This is a genomic window from Vibrio sp. NFR (genome assembly GCF_027587095.1).
In the GTDB taxonomy this organism is placed as follows: Bacteria; Pseudomonadota; Gammaproteobacteria; order Enterobacterales; family Vibrionaceae; genus Vibrio; species Vibrio harveyi.
The window spans coordinates 179938-195504 of record NZ_JAPPTN010000011.1 but is presented as its reverse complement, the minus strand read 5'-3'; the positions used below and the strand labels follow the sequence as shown (position 1 = coordinate 195504).

The window sequence follows — 15567 nt, the reverse complement described above, 5'->3', positions numbered from 1 at the left end:
GCAAATATAAAGAAACTGTGATCAATCTATCAGTTAGTTGTGGATTGAAAAAATATATTAAAAATATGGTTGGTATATATTTTTGATCTAATGGAATCGAAACAACTCAAACACTTTTTGGCGGTCGCGGAACACGGCAACATTACTCATGCAGCTAAGGCTTTGCACATTGCTCAGCCAGCGTTAAGTATTTCAATTAAGAAGTTCGAACAGTCTCTTGGCGTGACGCTGTTTCGCCGAGAAGAAAAGAAAATCAGCTTAACCAAAGAAGGGGAAACCCTGTTGGTTCACGCTAAGCGAGTAATTCAGCAGTTACACGATGCGCAGTTAGCAATTGATGAACTCAAAGGTTTAGCCAAAGGGGAAGTGCGCCTTGGTACGCCTTCAATGATGGGCAGCTATTTTTTCCCTCGAATTGTCATGGCGTTTAAGAGCCAGTATCCAGATTTAAAGCTGACGCTGGTGGAGGCGGGTACTCAGTCTATCCGCCGAATGTTACTTAATGGACAGCTCGATATTGGCGTGATCAGTTGTGACGATGTACCAGAAGACTTAGAAACTGACCATTTGTTTACTAGCCAAATGGTCGCCGTTGTGGCTCCGGAACATGACTTAGCTCAGCGCAGTGCCATCACATTTGATCAGTTTTTCGAGCATGATTTGGTGATGTTCCAACATGGCTACTTCCACCGAGAATTCTTAGACCACGTCAGCGAAGAGCATGGCTTTACAATGAAGTCCTCATTTGAAACCAACTTGCTGCCGCTCATTCTGAGTATCGTTAAACAAGAATTTGCTATTACCGCTCTCCTAGAACTGGTGACACAACATGAACAGGGTGTGGTGGGTATTCCATTTGAACCGAGCGTTAAGCTCGACCTTGCACTCGCGTGGCGAAAACAAGGCTATCTATCCATTGCCGACCGTACTTTCATTGACTTTGTGAAGCGGTATATTTGATTCGTATCCAATTAAAACCAAACTGTTCAATGGAAAGCCTCCCTTTAATTGGGAGGCTTTTGTTTTTATGCAGTTATCTCTTTCTCATTAAGTGGTATCAAAACCCCAAGAGCCACCATGGCAGCGCCACCGATTACGGTGAACAATACTCGCTGCGAAAAGATCAATTCTGCCATTTCCGGATTAAAAGGACCTACCGATACAGTAAGAATAAGCAGCATGATACAAGCCGTGGCAATGGTGTAGTTGTGTTCGAGATACACAAGGATGCCGTAAAGCGAAGCGATGACTAAAACCCACATGGTTATTGTGATTGCCATGTCGGAGTTGAACGAGCCCAATAGCAACCCCACAGGCAAATAAACTAATGCGCCAAGCAAGGTTCCGTTCAAGCGTTGCCAAGCTTTCGGTGCTAAATCTTTGCTGAACGGGCTGTGGATCATCATAAATAGGTAAGCACCTAAAACGGCTCCTGTGCCACTCCATATACCTAACGACAGCACCAAGCCAATCCCTAGCGCCTTGCGGCTGGAGTACTTGAGATCAACACGACTAATTTTATGTGTGGTGCTCATCGAGCCATTCTGGGTGTTGGCGTTTTTCCAAACCAGCGTACTAGCAATGATCGCCACAGTGATGCCAAGCACAACCGATACTGAACGTTGAAGCATAAGTTCTGTGGCTGGGATATCTACCGGCATCATCATCGATAACAACATAAACGTCAGCGGCAGAATGTACTTTGGTACTCCTTGGTGGTGTTTATCGCGCTCTGTTATGACGAGTAAGAAGGCAAACAGCGCACTAGTAAAAGGCGCATAAGTGATAGGCACCATGGAAAGTGGTACCGCAACTAATGTCATGACCAAAGGATGGAGGCTACCTAGTAGGGTGTCTTTTGTCGTACTGAATTTGAGATTGTATAGGTAGTGGATGATTCCCACTTCCACCGCCACAAAAGCTTCTCCGACATCATAAAAATACGCACTGATGATAAGCAGCACGATAGAAAGCAAAAACATGCGGTTGCCTAGCACAAGGTAAGGCTTTGGCGGGATGAATTTTTGAGCGAGTGAATCGAGCATGGCGTATTTCCCATCCTTCAGTGAATAACAATATGGAAGGTATGAGATTACCAATTTAATGAAATATTCATTGCCAGTTTACGACAATAGTGATGAAAGCTTGAGCAGCATAAAGTGCCCAAGCTTAATGCGACTACGCGGTCTTCTTGTCGCGAGATTCGAAGAAATAGGTCACAAATACCATGTAGGCAACGACCAACACTAACTGCCATATCCGAACGTAAAACTTATCGTCTAGCGCACCGCTGCTCATGGAGGTACCCATTAACACCATAAAGCCCGTAAATGCAGTGGCGTAGACTGGGGCTTTGGCGGGCTCGGTGTAAATCTTGGTCCCAAGTAACGTAATAACCACCAACATCACTAGCATGTAGATGTACATATTTGGCACCAGAGAAATGGTAACGAAAGCGGCGAAAGCGAGTAGTCCTCCTAACACATTACTGATAACAAAAAACAATGATGTTTTGCCCGCTTTGTCGCTGGTTGCCATCAGAGAAAGCAGCATGACAAACGCAACGGTGAGCAATATTTGTGACAGTTGGAAATAGAAATAAAAACAAACCAAGGGAAACGACATCATCCAAGCTCGAATCGCAGCATTCCAACGAACTTCTTGAGTTAGAGGGGAGGGAGGGAAGCCAGCAAATTCAGTCGCATTCTCTTCTGGGAAGTAAACATGCGACACCCCGTAAAGCGCTACGGCGACGATACCAGAAAACGCAAAACCGATGCCCACGTCTAACGCGGCTTGCTTGTCTATAATGGTAACCGATGGAATCAAAATCAGGGCAATCATCAAGAAAGTGGCAAACATTACCCATTTTGGATCGGTAAATAGGTAATAGCTCCACAACATGCCCAACGACAGTACAGCCAGAAAACCTATTTTGTACTCTGGCAAGCCGCTCGATACCAAAAAGCCAATGACCGCGGTGGAGATCAACGCATAGCCAAGTTGTTTGACATGCAGGATATGAAACTGGGGTTTATCGACGATGAATTTTGCCGTCAAAAGAGGCGTACAAAATGCCAAAGGCCAGTTAAACCATAACGCGATAAAAGTAGCCAAACCTACGGTGACAACATAGCGCAGTATTCGACGTTCTTGTGCTTGAGTCAGACTATCTAACATAAGAGAACACGCTCACTAGATTGATCCAAACCTTACCCAGAAAGTTAAATAGAGCGTTGCTCTCTGTGTAGATCACCACATCTGCTTGTCCACCGATGCGCATGAAGTCAGCCGCATGTTTATCATCGAGCTTAATGGTCACGGGCATACGTTGTGTATCGCGCAGCCAACCATTTTGATTTTTCACGGTGGCTAAGGTGCCTGGCTGATTATTCGCGCCCCATGCAACCCCTAAATCTACGGAAGATACTGTGCCAGAGAAGGTTTGTCCGGGAGCATAATCGAGTGCAATTTCAACTTTATCTCCGGCGTTAATGTTGCCCATGCTGTTTTCGCGGAAGAAGGCTTCAAGCCATAAACCGTCGCTTTCAACAAACGTCATCAAGGGAGAACCTGCCGTGGCATAAGCACCTTGCGACAAATTAAAATTGGTCACAGCGCCATCAGAAGGTGCTCGCATTGTCGTGCGTGATAAGTTCAGTTGCGCTTGTTGCAGTTCTAGTAAAGCCGATTGGATCTGAGCGTTCTCTTCACCTGCCGCTCCCACCTGAGCTTTTGCTTTTTCTAGGTTCGCTTTGGCGTTAACGACATCGGCATTCGCTTTATCAATGGCTGCGCGAGTTGTATCTGCATCTGATTTTGAAACCACGCCTTTTTCTGCCATGGCTAAAACTCGTTGCCCTTGGCGTTTAGCATTTTCTTGTGCCACGAGCGCGGTGGTCAATTGAGCTTGTGCTGACATCACACCTGCCATTTGCGAGCCAACATTCTGTCCTGCGATCTTGAGCTTTGCTTCTGCTTGCTTGACCGCAATCTGGTGATCGGTGGTATTGATTTGCAGTAGCACATCGCCTTTTTTGACTTCGGTATTTGGTTTAATGCTGATGCTGTCTACTTGGCCAGAAACTTGTGGGATCAATGAGACGACATTGCCTTCCACACGGACATTATCGGTTGTCGGAATGATGCGATCTGCCACTATCGCTGTACCAATGGACACCATAGTGAGTGCCAATAATGCATTGGTTGTGCGCTTGACCTTATTAACCGGTTTCGGCGTCTGGCTTACTTGGTTTTCTGCTGCTGTCTCTGACATATAAACACTCACTAATGATGAAGAAAGATGGTCAGAGTTCTCCATCGACGCAAGCTAGGCGCGAATTAAACTGAGACCAGTTCGTTTGAGCGTTAAAATACAATGTGTAAGGAAGTAAAAATTGCCATTATGCGACATTCGGAAATTTTGCAGAGTAGTGGTTTGAATAAGAGCGACAGACAAAGAAATAGGGCGGGCAGATAGAAAAAGAGCCTCTCTTTGGAGAAGCTCTTTAGGGTAGAGATAACGTGACTAAGTGATCAAACAAATTGATTAATATGTCACTTAGTTGCTGTACATTTTTTCAAAGTTCTTTGGATTCCAGCCAATCATGACTCGATCGCCAATCTTCAGTACAGGTACAGAACGAGCCCCCAGTGCATCGAGCTCTTTGCGTCCGCGTTGCATTTTTGCATTGCACAAGCGGTAGTTAATATTTTTCGAATCAAGATAACGTTGAGCATCTTTGCAGTGCGGGCATTTGTCTTTGACGTAAAGAACGACACGTTTCATTCAATTTCTCTCCATTATCGTCGGGAGGCGAAGTTTAGCGAGGTTTCGCAACAAAGGAAAGCTTGTGGAACTACACCGCATTACAAATGCCTGCTATCTATCAAAGTAAGAGTAGCCACAACATCGAATTGATTTTAAAAATAAGGTACGCACGCTGGTATAATTTAATAGTATAAAGTACACTAAAATAATTACAGAACGCTATTCATTTGCAAACCAATAAAAAGGAAAGTTAGACAGGCAGGAAGCCGATATAACGACGGAGAAAAACATGAGAAATAAAGGCTTCACTTTAATTGAGATGGTTGTGGTTATTGTACTACTCGGTATTTTGGCGGTTACCGCAGCTCCGAGATTTTTAAATCTTCAAGATGATGCGCGAGATGCAACTCTGGAAGGTTACGCAGGTGCGTTGCTTGCTAGTATTGGGATTATTGCAGGCAAACATAAAATTGAGGGTGAACCCGATACCTTGATTGTTGACGGTACAGAACTATCATTCTTTACCACAGAAGATGGCAACACTCAGTCGTTTGAATACCCAACAGCGACAGATGTCGAGCAATGTATGGATATCTGGAACACTGCGGTTAATGGCATTAGAGCGAAAGGGGCTGATGCCAAAAAAGGTGAATTGAAGACGACTTTTGATCGTAATGAAGCCACTTGCTCTTATGCAGATTTACAACACGGCGCTGTGACATATAAATCCGGTACAGGGGATGTCCGCGTAGATAGCTAATAGCGACCTTCTAGGTTGGGTAGGGGCTTGAGATGCTCCTATCCAGCAAGTAACTCCTTTTTAAACTCTCCTCAATATGACTGCAAAAGCTGCGTAGGTACTGTGAACAATCAGATTGGTTATAACCTAAGATGAAACTCTTGCTCATCTCAGGTATATTTAGCGCCTTTCTTTTGTCATAGCAGACTTAATACGCATGCATCCGTCACTTCGATACATTCAAGGTTATCCGCAGAACATTGTCGAGCAAGTCAGTTCACTCGTCGACAGTGGTAAACTGGTACCTTGGTTCGAAAAACGCTACCCAGATAGACACCAAATCAAAAGCGAAAAGGCACTCTACGAATACGCAATAGCGATCAAAAACCGCTATATGAAGAAAGCCGCGCCAATTAGCAAAGTGGTCTACGATAAGAAAATTCACGCTGTAAACAATGCGCTTGGTTTGCATAGCGTGATAAGTCGTAACCATGGTGGCAAGCTGAAATCGAAAAATGAGATTCGCATTGCGAACGTGTTTAAAGATGCACCTGAAGCGTTATTACGCATGCTGGTGGTACATGAGCTGGCACACACGCGTGAGAAAAACCACGACAAAGCCTTTTACCAACTGTGCTGTTATATGGAGCCTGAGTATCACCAACTCGAATTTGATGCTCGTCTGTTTATGATTTACCTCGATTTAAAAGCGAATTCGAATGAAGACCAATAATCACAACGCGAAACAAGCTCAGCCAAAAACGGCGAAGTCTAAGCCGAGCAGAGAAGTCACCAAGATCAAACCAAAGCGTGTGAAAAATAAACCAACAGCAAAAGCTGCGAGTGCGGCAAAAAGCACTGGTCTGAAAACTAACGCCGCGAACAAAAGCAGCGATGTGGAAATGATCAAAACTGCCAAAAGTGGATTGCATGAACGTAATGCACATCGAGGTCGCTACGATTTCAAAAAGCTAATCACAGCAGAGCCTCAGCTCAAATCATTTGTGATAAAGAATCCGAAAGGGGAAGACTCAATCAACTTCTCTGATCCAAAAGCCGTCAAGATGCTCAATAAAGCATTGCTGGCGGCGCATTATGATATTGAATACTGGGATATTCCTGATACTTACTTATGTCCGCCCATTCCTGGGCGTGCGGATTACGTTCATCGCGTAGCAGAGTTGCTTGATAGTGAAGTAAAAGGCAAATATGCACACCATAAGGTGCGAGCACTTGATGTGGGTGTAGGGGCAAACTGTATTTACCCAATCGTAGGTGTGACTCAATATGGATGGCATTACACTGGTAGCGATGTTGACGCAACATCGATTGAATCAGCACGAGCAATCACAGAGCGTAATGCCTTGTTAAACGGTAAGATCGAATTGGTACAACAAACCAGTGAGTCCAATATTTACCGTGGTATTATCCAACCAAACGATCGCTACGATATTACGACTTGTAACCCACCATTCCACCGTTCAGCTGAAGAAGCCGCGATGGGCAGTCAGCGTAAGCTAGATAATTTAAAAGCGAATCAGCGTAAGAAGGGGGGGAAGGTTCAAGCTAATCAAGCGAAAACGCCTCAAGTAAAAGCCAATAAACCCGCGCTTAACTTTGGTGGGCAAAATGCTGAGCTATGGTGTGAAGGTGGTGAAGCTGCTTTCATCCGTAAGATGGCGAACGAAAGCCAAGCATTCAGTGCACAAGTGCTCTGGTTTACCACGTTAATCTCAAAGAAAGACAATGTTCGTCCGATGCGCAAACAACTTGAAAAGTTGGGTGTAAAAGCGATCCGAATCGTGGAAATGAGCCAAGGACAAAAAGTCAGCCGTTTTATCGCTTGGTCCTACATGGACAAATCGCAGCGTAAAGCGTGGATTGAATTAAAGTAGTTATCCAGCAAAGCTGTTCAAATAATTAAAAAATAGCACCACTTTGTTGGTGCTATTTTTTAACAAGAAATTCATTAATTTAATAATTATAACAAGTTTATTTTCTCTTTATGTCAAATTATATGGTAGGGCTATCAAGTTAAAATAACATGGGGTACTATCCAGTAAAGAAATAATATTTATATATGCCCAGCGATGTCCGATAACGAACTGATCATCTTCCCTTGGAATCACAATTTTGAGACAGGGATGAAAAAGATTGATGAACAACATTACCATCTATTTTTATTGGTGAATAAATTAGCTAATACGTTGATTTATGATGACCAGATTGAAGTAGATGGCGTATTTAGTGAGTTAAAAGACTATGCTCAATATCACTTTTCATATGAAGAAAGTGTATGGAGTGAATACTTTTCTGATGATATTTGGAATGATGAGCATAAGAAGAGCCATGCCTCTTTTGTTGATGAAGTCATAAAAATCCAAGCGGAGTCGAAAGATCTCAACTGGCAAGAATCTATTGAGCACATCCTACAGTTCTTAGTGCGTTGGCTCGTGTTCCATATTATTGGCGACGATAAAAAAATGAGCGTGGCAGTAAGAGAGTTAGAGTCGAGTGACTCTTTAGAGACGGCGAAAGTGAATGCTGTCGACACTTTGCAAGGTATCAATGGCTTGGTCGCCGATACTGTACTTAAAATGTATTTTGAGGTATCAAGTCAATCTATTGAATTAGTGAGAGAAAAGCATCGTCGCTTTGTTGCTGAGAAAGAATTGAGATGTCTCAATAAAAAGCTGCAAGAACTCGCTATTACTGATGAATTATCGGGTCTGTACAATCGCCGATACTTCAATATCATGACGCCAGATATTCTTAATAAAGCACAAGACACTAACCAACTCGTCAGCTTTGTATCCATTGATTTAGATTACTTTAAACAACTAAATGATCAGTTTGGTCATCTAAAAGGGGATGAAGCGATCACCAAAGTAGGCGCATTGTTGTCTGCTCACTTTAATGACCTCGATGACATCGTGTTTAGAATTGGTGGGGAAGAGTTTCTAGTTGTGATTGTAGGGTCTGAACATAAAACCTCAATCAACCGCGCAGAGGCGTTTAGAAAAGCTACAGCCGAGCTTTCTATTATTTGTGAAACCAGTGCTCAAAGTCACATATTAACCAGTTCAATCGGTGTGTTCACTCAGTGTCCAGAACCGAATTTGGATATTCGTTATTACTTAGACAAAGCAGACCAGTGCTTATATAAAGCAAAACTCAATGGTCGAAATATTGTCATCGCAGACGAGATATAAACGATATTAGCTGCGGTGAATTAAAAGTAGCTAGTTGTCGATTTTAAATTCGATAATTAATATTAAATTGAAAATAAATATAAAATCGATTGAAGTTCAATAATAATCATATTAATTTTTTTTATTGGTGAGTTGTGCGACATATTTTAATAGGTCACCGTCAATGTCAGGCAGTCCGTCAGAGAAGAAAATTTGTGCTCCTGGAGTACAACGCATTAATACGTTGGTGAGTTCACCATCATCATTAGAAGTATTGATCGCATTGAGCTTAACCAGCTTGTTGTAAACTTCTTCTTCTAGTTGTTGGCGCTGTGCGTTGGTCAGACGAATACGACCGACACAAATCCCCGGATTTACCTCGTGAGATAAGGATTCTTTTTGGAAGCGTTCACGAAATAATGAGTCGAGTTCAGAGCCTTCTTCCATCAAAAAGCGTCGCCCAGAACGGTAGAACAACCCATCACCAAAATCTTCAACATAACCTAGCATTTCCGCTATGCGCAGATAAAAGCGCAGACTGGTTTCTGATAGCTGATAGGTTTTTGCAATATCCTTCGGAGCAAGGTTACGAGACGTCACCATATAGATAAAGTCGAGAAGGTAGGGGTGTTCAAGAAATAACGCGCTTTGCTCTTCAGTCAGCATTTGTTCGTTCTCATGCTGAAGCTGATTGGCGAGGTTGGCTAGTTCAATAAGATCGGTGTTTAAATAGTTGAGATAGACAAGGATTTTATCCAAGCCCAAAGAAGGATTATGCAGGTGGCGTTTGATGCTCGACAAGGGAATACCGCTTTTCTCCGACAAAGAGCTGTAGCACAGCCCTTCATCTTTGATCTTTTGTCGCAGCGCCGCTAATAGAAATTTAGGTCCGACATTCATTTCTTAACACCACCTTAACTGCTGGGCTTATTTTGATGTGTTCTGTTGTTCCAACAACAAGTTACGAATGGCGGTACCAGCTTCCAAAATGTGTTTTTTCAGCAGATACTTAGCGCCGTCCACATCGCGGTTTTGACACATTTCGAACAAGGTCAAATGCTCTTGCTCTGCCTTTTGAATGCCCGTCGTGAACAGCAGTTGCATGCGAATGTAGCGGTCGCACTTAGTGTTGAGGCTGTAAATCACATCCATGGTTTCTGGCATGTTTGCTGGGGCATACAGCGCTTTATGGAATTCGTAGTTGTAGTTGCTCCATTCTTCTACTTCATCGCCGCTGTTGACTACCGCTTCAAAACGTTCACGGACTTTACGTGCGCGTTCGAGATCTTCGTCAGTCATGTTCTGAATCGCACGCTCTAAAATGTGGCATTCCACTACGGCGCGCAGTTCGAACAACTCGTCGATTTTATCTGGAGAGAGCTCGGTTACTGTTGCCCCTTTATGAGGCTCAAAACTCACTAATCCTTGTGCTTCCAATTGCACTAACGCTTCACGAACGGGAATGCGGCTAACATTAAACTCTTTTGCCAACGCGTCCTGACGTAAAGGTTGACCAGTTTTTAACTCGCCCTTAAGGATCTGAGTTCGAATCGCTTCCTCAACCAGTTGAGTGCGGGTCTTAAAAACAGGTTTTTGTGACATTGAAGTCTCCCGTCAAAAATAAATATTGTATCCAATTTCTTTAGTTTATTGTTTTTCTGGATTAAGCCAACTGCAAGCGAAGGTTTTGAGATGTGGCGTGAAATAAAAGGCACCAACTGGTGCCTTTTTGAGCCAATGACTTAACTGTGAGCTGCTTTGCCATCTGCTGCGCGCGCGATCTCCAATGGATTTTCTGCTTTTAACGAATCGGGCAGTAAGCTTTCTGGTAACGCTTGATAAGCCACCGGACGTAGCCAGCGGTGAATGGCTTCTGCACCAACAGAAGTCGAAGCCGAATGGGTCGATGCGGGATAAGGGCCGCCATGCACCATGGCATAACCGACTTCTACGCCTGTCGACCAGCCATTAAATACCAGTCGTCCGGCAATCTCTTCCAAACAAGGGATGAGCTGCGATACTTGTGGGTAATCTTCTTCTGTTGCATGAATTGTCGCGGTTAGCGAGCCTGCCAGAGTTTCACTGAGCGAAAGCATATCTGCCACATCTTCACAAACGACGATCAACGATTGTGGACCAAAAATCTCTTCTTCCCACGCAGGATGTTTGCGCCAGTTTTTACTGCTTGTAACAAAGAGAGCCGAGGCAACACAAGGGGACTCCGCTTGAGAAAAAGTGACGTCAATTCCGTCGTCAGAACCTCGGCTGACGACTTGTGATTGGTAACTATCACGGATTCCGGGAGTAAGTAGAGTAGAAGGAGATTGCTGTCGAATAAGGGCTTGCGCGGTTTCAATAAACGCTTGTGTTTCCGGTGTGTTCAGCGCAAACACTACGCCAGGTTTCGTGCAAAATTGTCCACATCCCATGGTCATTGAAGCAACAAATTGATCCGCTAAATCTGCTTTGGCTCTCATTGCAGAAGGGAAAATAAACGTCGGGTTAATCGCACCAAGTTCACCATAGAACGGGATTGGCTCAGGTCGCTGCTGCGCTAGGTTGAACAGGGCGCGTCCACCACCAACCGATCCAGTAAAGCCCACCGCTTTAATTTCAGGATGGCTGACTAGAGCTTGTCCTAAAGCACGCTGATTTCCTTGCAGCAAGGTGAAAATTGCTTGGGGTAGCTGCTCTTGTTTCAGCGCTTGCTCGATACACTCTGCAACGATTTGGCTTGTACCTGGGTGCGCCGTATGACCTTTTACAATCACCGGGCAACCTGCCGCTAGGGCAGAAGCAGTATCTCCACCAGCAGCAGAGAAAGCCAACGGAAAGTTGGATGCACCAAATACCGCGACAGGACCAAGTGCAATTTGTTGGCGACGAATATCAGGCTTAGGTAGTGGGGTACGAGCGGGTTCCGGCGTATCAAGAATGACTTGGTGGTAACTGCCAGAATTGACTACGTCAGCGAATAAGCGAAGTTGATTCGCTGTGCGAGCGATTTCTCCTGTCAGACGTGCTTCTGGAAGCGCCGTTTCTAAATGTGCTCGGGCGATAATGTCATCACTTCTTGCCCCTAATTCACTGGCAATCGTGCGAAGCAGGCTAGCACGCTTACTGTTACTTAAGCGGCGAAAATCGCGTGCGACTTTTGCCGCTGCAGTAGCGGCTTGATTGACCTCAACTTCCGTATGAACAGGAAATGCAGGGGAAAGCGTTTCACCGGTAAAGGCGTTGGTAGCGTAAAAAACGTTGTCGGTTTGCGGGTTCATTGTGATTCCTTACTGTCCTTATTTCACTTCAAATCCATACGCGTATGGGTCTTCGTCATCCACCCAAATGGTGTTGTGTCCATACACTTGCGCCCAACCTTCGATGCTAGGCAAAATAGCTGCTCGTCCGTTCACTTCAGTGACGCCTTCAATACGTCCGTTAAACAGGCTGCCGATGATACTTTCGTGGACAAAGTCCTCACCTTGCTTGAGTTTGCCTTTGGCATGCCACTGCGCCATACGGGCACTGGTGCCTGTGCCGCAAGGGGAGCGGTCAAGGGCTTTGTCGCCATAAAACACCGCGTTGCGAGCGGTTGCGTTTTCATGAGTAGGGCTACCTGTCCAAAGCACGTGAGAAACACCACACACGGTTGGGTCGTCTGGGTGCACACATTCCACCGCTTTTGAAACCGCTTCACGTACTCGGGGGGAGAGCATCAAAATCTCATCAGGTGAGTAGTGCTCAAGACCGGCATAGTTGGTTTGTGGGTCGACAATCACGTAGTAGTTGCCTCCATAAGAAACATCGACAGTGATTTCTCCCAGTCCTTCTACTTCAACGGTGACATCTTGGTGAGCAAGGTAAGCAGGAACGTTAAAGATCTTAACCGACGTGACCTTGTCACCTTTTGTTTGGTAATGCACTTCGATTTGTCCAGCAGGGACGTCAAGGATCAAACGACCTTCTTCCTTTGGTGTGATCAGCCGATTCTCAATTGCTGTGGTGACGGTACCTATCGTGCCGTGCCCACACATAGGTAAGCAGCCGCTGGTTTCGATAAACAAAATCGAGGCATCAGCATTGTCACTACAAGGCGGTAAAACAACGGAACCTGACATCATGGAGTGACCACGAGGTTCAAACATCAATGCCTGACGAATCCAATCATAGTGTTCCAAGAAATATTGGCGCTTCTCACTCATTGTATTGCCCTTAAGCGGAGGAACACCGCCAGCCACTAAACGGACTGGATTGCCACAGGTGTGGGCATCGATACAGAAAAAGGTTCCTTGTCTCATTTTTCGCTCCTTGCTGAAAAAATGGGTTGAATCGAATGGGCTTAATGTTATCGTGATGTAAAATATATTGTATACAATCTGCTTTTTCAAATGTGACTTGGAGCATATTCATGTTGGTCAAGGAAGAAACTGGAAATCAAAATATAGCGATAGTAGGTGCGGGGATCATCGGCTTGGCAATTGGCTTAAAATTGCAGCAACAAGGGCACCAGGTGACGCTATTCGACCCGAATGGCGTGGGAAATGGTTGCTCGAAAGGGAACGCTGGGCACATTGCCACTGAGCAAGTTTTTCCACTCGCAACACCGGGTCTTATTCCTCAGTTACCTAAGATGCTATTGAACCCAAAAAGTCCGGTCTCTATCCGTTGGCAAGATCTCCCTTCCACTATGGGTTGGATGCTCCGATTCTTATCAAAAGCCAAACCATCGTCGACAGAACCTTCGACCAACGCCATCAAGAGTCTCAATTCAAGAGCAGTGAAAAGCTGGCAACAGCTGCTCGATTCCATCGAGAAAACAGACCTGATCAAAATGAATGGCTCGTTATTGACCTTTGAAAGCGAGCGGCTGTTCGCACGTTATCAAAGTACGCTAGAAGAGCTAAATAAACACGGCGTGAAGTATCAAGTTTGGACGCAGAAAACCATCCGTGAACAGCTTCCCGAGCTTAGTCGCCAGGTTCGTCATGGTGTGTTTTTTCCTGAGACGGGACATACGTTAGACCCTTATTCCATCTGCATTGAGCTCTATGATGCATTTGAGAAGCAGGGTGGAACCATTGTTAATAAAACGATTGATTCCCTAAGTCAGTCTGGACAAGTGTCGGTGGAATCAAGTCAATATTCATTCGACAGTATTATTGTTGCTGCCGGGGTTCATTCCAAGCCATTAGTAAAGCAATTAACTGGTATTTCTGTGCCTATTCAAGCTGAGCGAGGGTATCACTTGATGATGGATGACAAACGGCAAGCGTTGCCGTTTCCGATCAGCTCTGCCGACCGAAAATTCATCATGACGCCGATGGCGAGTGGGCTGCGTTTAGCGGGGACAGTGGAGTATGCGCATGTAGAATCTCCCCCGAATATGAAGCGTGCAGAGATGCTGTATCAGCAAGGCGATGCGATGTTCGAAGGTGGATTAAATCCACTAAAGCAACAAGAAAAGTGGATGGGAAATAGACCATCAACAGTGGATTCGTTACCTGTGATTGACCAGATTTGCGAAGGAAAAGTGCTGCTGGCATTTGGGCATCAGCACCTTGGATTAACCCAAGCTGCAATCACCGCCGATCTCATTTTGGAGCTTGTTGAAGGTAAAAGCCCATCGGTTGATCTTTCACCATTTACGCTCAAGCGATTCGCTTAAAAAATTTTAAGATTAAATATTGTATAAAATATATTTAATGCTAATGTTAACGAAAATTTAACAACAAGGTGTCCAGCAGCCGTATCCGGATACCTCCAGAAAACGACCAAAGGAGTAAAACATGTCACGAATGACGAAAGCACCACTGGCGATGTTGATTTCAGGAATGCTGTTGGGGACCTCTGCATACGCAGAAGAGAAATTAACGATTGTGTCTTGGGGCGGTGCGTTTACCAAGAGCCAAGTTGAGGCGTACCACAAACCTTTTATCAAAAAGACGGGCGTTGAGATTGTCTCAGAAGACTTCAGTGGTGGTTTAGCCGAAATCAAAGCGCAAGTAGAAGCCAATAATGTGCGCTGGGATCTGGTATCACTAGACAAGCCAGACATTGTACGCGGCTGTGCAGAAGGGCTGTTGGAGCCTGTTAATCCAAGTATTTTGCCGCCGGGTGCGGATGGCACGCCAGCAGAACAAGATTTCATTGAAGGGGCGATTCACGAATGCGCTATCAATTCGATTGTGGTTTCGACCGTACTTGCCGTCAATGAAGAGGCATTTAAAGGCAAAGCCGCACCAAGCAAGTTGACCGACCTTTTTGATTTGCAGAACTTTCCTGGTCGACGTGCGCTGCAAAAGCAGCCTCAAGGTAACTTAGAGTGGGCGCTGTTGGCGGATGGCGTGAAGCCTGAAGAGGTTTATGCCTTGCTAGAGACCGAACAAGGGCGCGAGCGAGCATTTGCCAAGCTCGATACCATCAAATCACAAGTGTTGTGGTGGACCACAGGTGCTCAGCCACCACAAATGCTCGCAGACAAAGAAGTGGTAATAGCCTCGGCATTTAATGGTCGTATCCATAATGCCAGACAAGATGAAGGTCAGCCATTTCGCATTATTTGGGACCACCAAATGGGATATATGAACGGCTGGGCGATTCCAAAAGGCAGTGCGCACACCAAGTTAGCGCTCGATTTCATCGCCTTTTCGTCGGGTACCAAGCCTTTAGCTGACCAAGCAAAATACGTTGCCTATGGTCCAACCCGTAAGTCGTCATCAGCACAGGTGAGTCCTGAGATTTTGGCAAACCTGCCTACCGCACCGCAGAACTTTAAAACAGCCTTTTTGATTAATGACGAGTGGTGGTCGGATTATGCCGATGAGCTCAATGAAGAGTTTAACACTTGGCTGCTTAATTAGGCATTAACC

Annotated in this window: 15 protein-coding genes; 7 read left to right on the top strand and 8 right to left on the bottom strand. The window is 45.0% G+C overall.

Annotated features, from left to right (window positions below):
* The first annotated feature begins 90 nt into the window (after positions 1-90).
* On the top strand, positions 91-960 hold the full coding sequence (locus OH463_RS19900; protein ID WP_258455537.1) for a LysR family transcriptional regulator: 870 nt from the start codon (positions 91-93) through the stop codon (positions 958-960).
* Between the two features lie 65 nt (positions 961-1025).
* Here the strand turns inward: OH463_RS19900 and OH463_RS19895 are convergent, their stop codons facing one another.
* The 4 genes from OH463_RS19895 to OH463_RS19880 all read right to left on the bottom strand — a co-directional run bounded on the left by OH463_RS19895 (position 1026) and on the right by OH463_RS19880 (position 4789).
* Positions 1026-2045, bottom strand: a complete 1020-nt coding sequence (locus tag OH463_RS19895) for an FUSC family protein (protein WP_269992292.1) — start codon at positions 2043-2045, stop codon at positions 1026-1028.
* A 133-nt stretch (positions 2046-2178) separates the two neighbouring features.
* Positions 2179-3180, bottom strand: a complete 1002-nt coding sequence (locus tag OH463_RS19890; protein WP_269992290.1) for a DUF2955 domain-containing protein — start codon at positions 3178-3180, stop codon at positions 2179-2181.
* Positions 3170-4276 (bottom strand): HlyD family secretion protein, encoded by a 1107-nt coding sequence (locus tag OH463_RS19885; protein WP_256893509.1) that lies wholly within the window; start codon positions 4274-4276, stop codon positions 3170-3172. The genes OH463_RS19890 and OH463_RS19885 overlap by 11 nt, the downstream gene beginning before the upstream one ends.
* Positions 4277-4561: 285 nt before the next feature.
* On the bottom strand, positions 4562-4789 hold the full coding sequence (locus tag OH463_RS19880; RefSeq protein ID WP_005439862.1) for a glutaredoxin family protein: 228 nt from the start codon (positions 4787-4789) through the stop codon (positions 4562-4564).
* Positions 4790-5060: 271 nt separating this feature from the next.
* Between OH463_RS19880 and OH463_RS19875 the strand changes: the two genes are divergently transcribed.
* The 4 genes from OH463_RS19875 (at position 5061) to OH463_RS19860 (ending at position 8722) form a co-directional block, all read left to right on the top strand.
* Positions 5061-5531, top strand: coding sequence for a type II secretion system protein (locus OH463_RS19875; protein WP_005445513.1), 471 nt, complete (start codon positions 5061-5063; stop codon positions 5529-5531).
* Between the two features lie 196 nt (positions 5532-5727).
* Complete coding sequence (locus OH463_RS19870) at positions 5728-6243, top strand: M48 metallopeptidase family protein (RefSeq protein WP_005528224.1); 516 nt, start codon at positions 5728-5730, stop codon at positions 6241-6243.
* A complete protein-coding gene (rlmF, locus tag OH463_RS19865; RefSeq protein WP_269992287.1) occupies positions 6230-7405 on the top strand; it encodes a 23S rRNA (adenine(1618)-N(6))-methyltransferase RlmF in 1176 nt (391 codons plus the stop codon). The genes OH463_RS19870 and rlmF overlap by 14 nt, the downstream gene beginning before the upstream one ends.
* A gap of 195 nt (positions 7406-7600) precedes the next feature.
* The gene (locus tag OH463_RS19860; protein ID WP_269992285.1) at positions 7601-8722 is read left to right on the top strand and encodes a GGDEF domain-containing protein; all 1122 of its coding nucleotides are present in this window, start codon (positions 7601-7603) and stop codon (positions 8720-8722) included.
* A gap of 111 nt (positions 8723-8833) precedes the next feature.
* Here OH463_RS19860 and OH463_RS19855 read toward each other — a convergent pair whose 3' ends face one another.
* The 4 genes from OH463_RS19855 to OH463_RS19840 form a co-directional block, all read right to left on the bottom strand.
* A complete protein-coding gene (locus OH463_RS19855; RefSeq protein WP_009697395.1) occupies positions 8834-9601 on the bottom strand; it encodes a hypothetical protein in 768 nt (255 codons plus the stop codon).
* Between the two features lie 27 nt (positions 9602-9628).
* A complete protein-coding gene (locus OH463_RS19850) occupies positions 9629-10303 on the bottom strand; it encodes a GntR family transcriptional regulator (RefSeq protein ID WP_199479789.1) in 675 nt (224 codons plus the stop codon).
* A gap of 140 nt (positions 10304-10443) precedes the next feature.
* Positions 10444-11976, bottom strand: a complete 1533-nt coding sequence (locus OH463_RS19845) for an aldehyde dehydrogenase (NADP(+)) (RefSeq protein WP_269992282.1) — start codon at positions 11974-11976, stop codon at positions 10444-10446.
* Between the two features lie 18 nt (positions 11977-11994).
* Positions 11995-12996: a 4-hydroxyproline epimerase gene (locus tag OH463_RS19840; RefSeq protein ID WP_047516976.1), complete on the bottom strand. Its 1002-nt coding sequence runs from the start codon at positions 12994-12996 to the stop codon at positions 11995-11997.
* A gap of 110 nt (positions 12997-13106) precedes the next feature.
* On the opposite strand from OH463_RS19840, the gene OH463_RS19835 reads away from it, so the two are divergent.
* Both OH463_RS19835 and OH463_RS19830 read left to right on the top strand, forming a co-directional pair.
* Entirely contained in the window at positions 13107-14363 is a 1257-nt protein-coding gene (locus OH463_RS19835) for an NAD(P)/FAD-dependent oxidoreductase (RefSeq protein WP_269992279.1), read from the top strand.
* A gap of 121 nt (positions 14364-14484) precedes the next feature.
* Positions 14485-15558, top strand: a complete 1074-nt coding sequence (locus OH463_RS19830; protein WP_038897579.1) for a polyamine ABC transporter substrate-binding protein — start codon at positions 14485-14487, stop codon at positions 15556-15558.
* Positions 15559-15567 lie beyond the last annotated feature (9 nt).

What these genes read in the sequence shown, in the direction of transcription:
- OH463_RS19840 (WP_047516976.1), bottom strand. Translation starts at nt 12,996, where the DNA reads ATGAGACAAGGAACCTTTTTCTGTATCGATGCCCACACCTGTGGCAAT.
- OH463_RS19890 (WP_269992290.1), bottom strand. Translation starts at nt 3,180, where the DNA reads ATGTTAGATAGTCTGACTCAAGCACAAGAACGTCGAATACTGCGCTAT.
- OH463_RS19875 (WP_005445513.1), top strand. Translation starts at nt 5,061, where the DNA reads ATGAGAAATAAAGGCTTCACTTTAATTGAGATGGTTGTGGTTATTGTA.
- rlmF (WP_269992287.1), top strand. Translation starts at nt 6,230, where the DNA reads ATGAAGACCAATAATCACAACGCGAAACAAGCTCAGCCAAAAACGGCG.
- OH463_RS19885 (WP_256893509.1), bottom strand. Translation starts at nt 4,276, where the DNA reads ATGTCAGAGACAGCAGCAGAAAACCAAGTAAGCCAGACGCCGAAACCG.
- OH463_RS19845 (WP_269992282.1), bottom strand. Translation starts at nt 11,976, where the DNA reads ATGAACCCGCAAACCGACAACGTTTTTTACGCTACCAACGCCTTTACC.
- OH463_RS19855 (WP_009697395.1), bottom strand. Translation starts at nt 9,601, where the DNA reads ATGAATGTCGGACCTAAATTTCTATTAGCGGCGCTGCGACAAAAGATC.
- OH463_RS19870 (WP_005528224.1), top strand. Translation starts at nt 5,728, where the DNA reads ATGCATCCGTCACTTCGATACATTCAAGGTTATCCGCAGAACATTGTC.
- OH463_RS19850 (WP_199479789.1), bottom strand. Translation starts at nt 10,303, where the DNA reads ATGTCACAAAAACCTGTTTTTAAGACCCGCACTCAACTGGTTGAGGAA.
- OH463_RS19835 (WP_269992279.1), top strand. Translation starts at nt 13,107, where the DNA reads ATGTTGGTCAAGGAAGAAACTGGAAATCAAAATATAGCGATAGTAGGT.
- OH463_RS19880 (WP_005439862.1), bottom strand. Translation starts at nt 4,789, where the DNA reads ATGAAACGTGTCGTTCTTTACGTCAAAGACAAATGCCCGCACTGCAAA.
- OH463_RS19895 (WP_269992292.1), bottom strand. Translation starts at nt 2,045, where the DNA reads ATGCTCGATTCACTCGCTCAAAAATTCATCCCGCCAAAGCCTTACCTT.
- OH463_RS19900 (WP_258455537.1), top strand. Translation starts at nt 91, where the DNA reads ATGGAATCGAAACAACTCAAACACTTTTTGGCGGTCGCGGAACACGGC.
- OH463_RS19830 (WP_038897579.1), top strand. Translation starts at nt 14,485, where the DNA reads ATGTCACGAATGACGAAAGCACCACTGGCGATGTTGATTTCAGGAATG.
- OH463_RS19860 (WP_269992285.1), top strand. Translation starts at nt 7,601, where the DNA reads ATGTCCGATAACGAACTGATCATCTTCCCTTGGAATCACAATTTTGAG.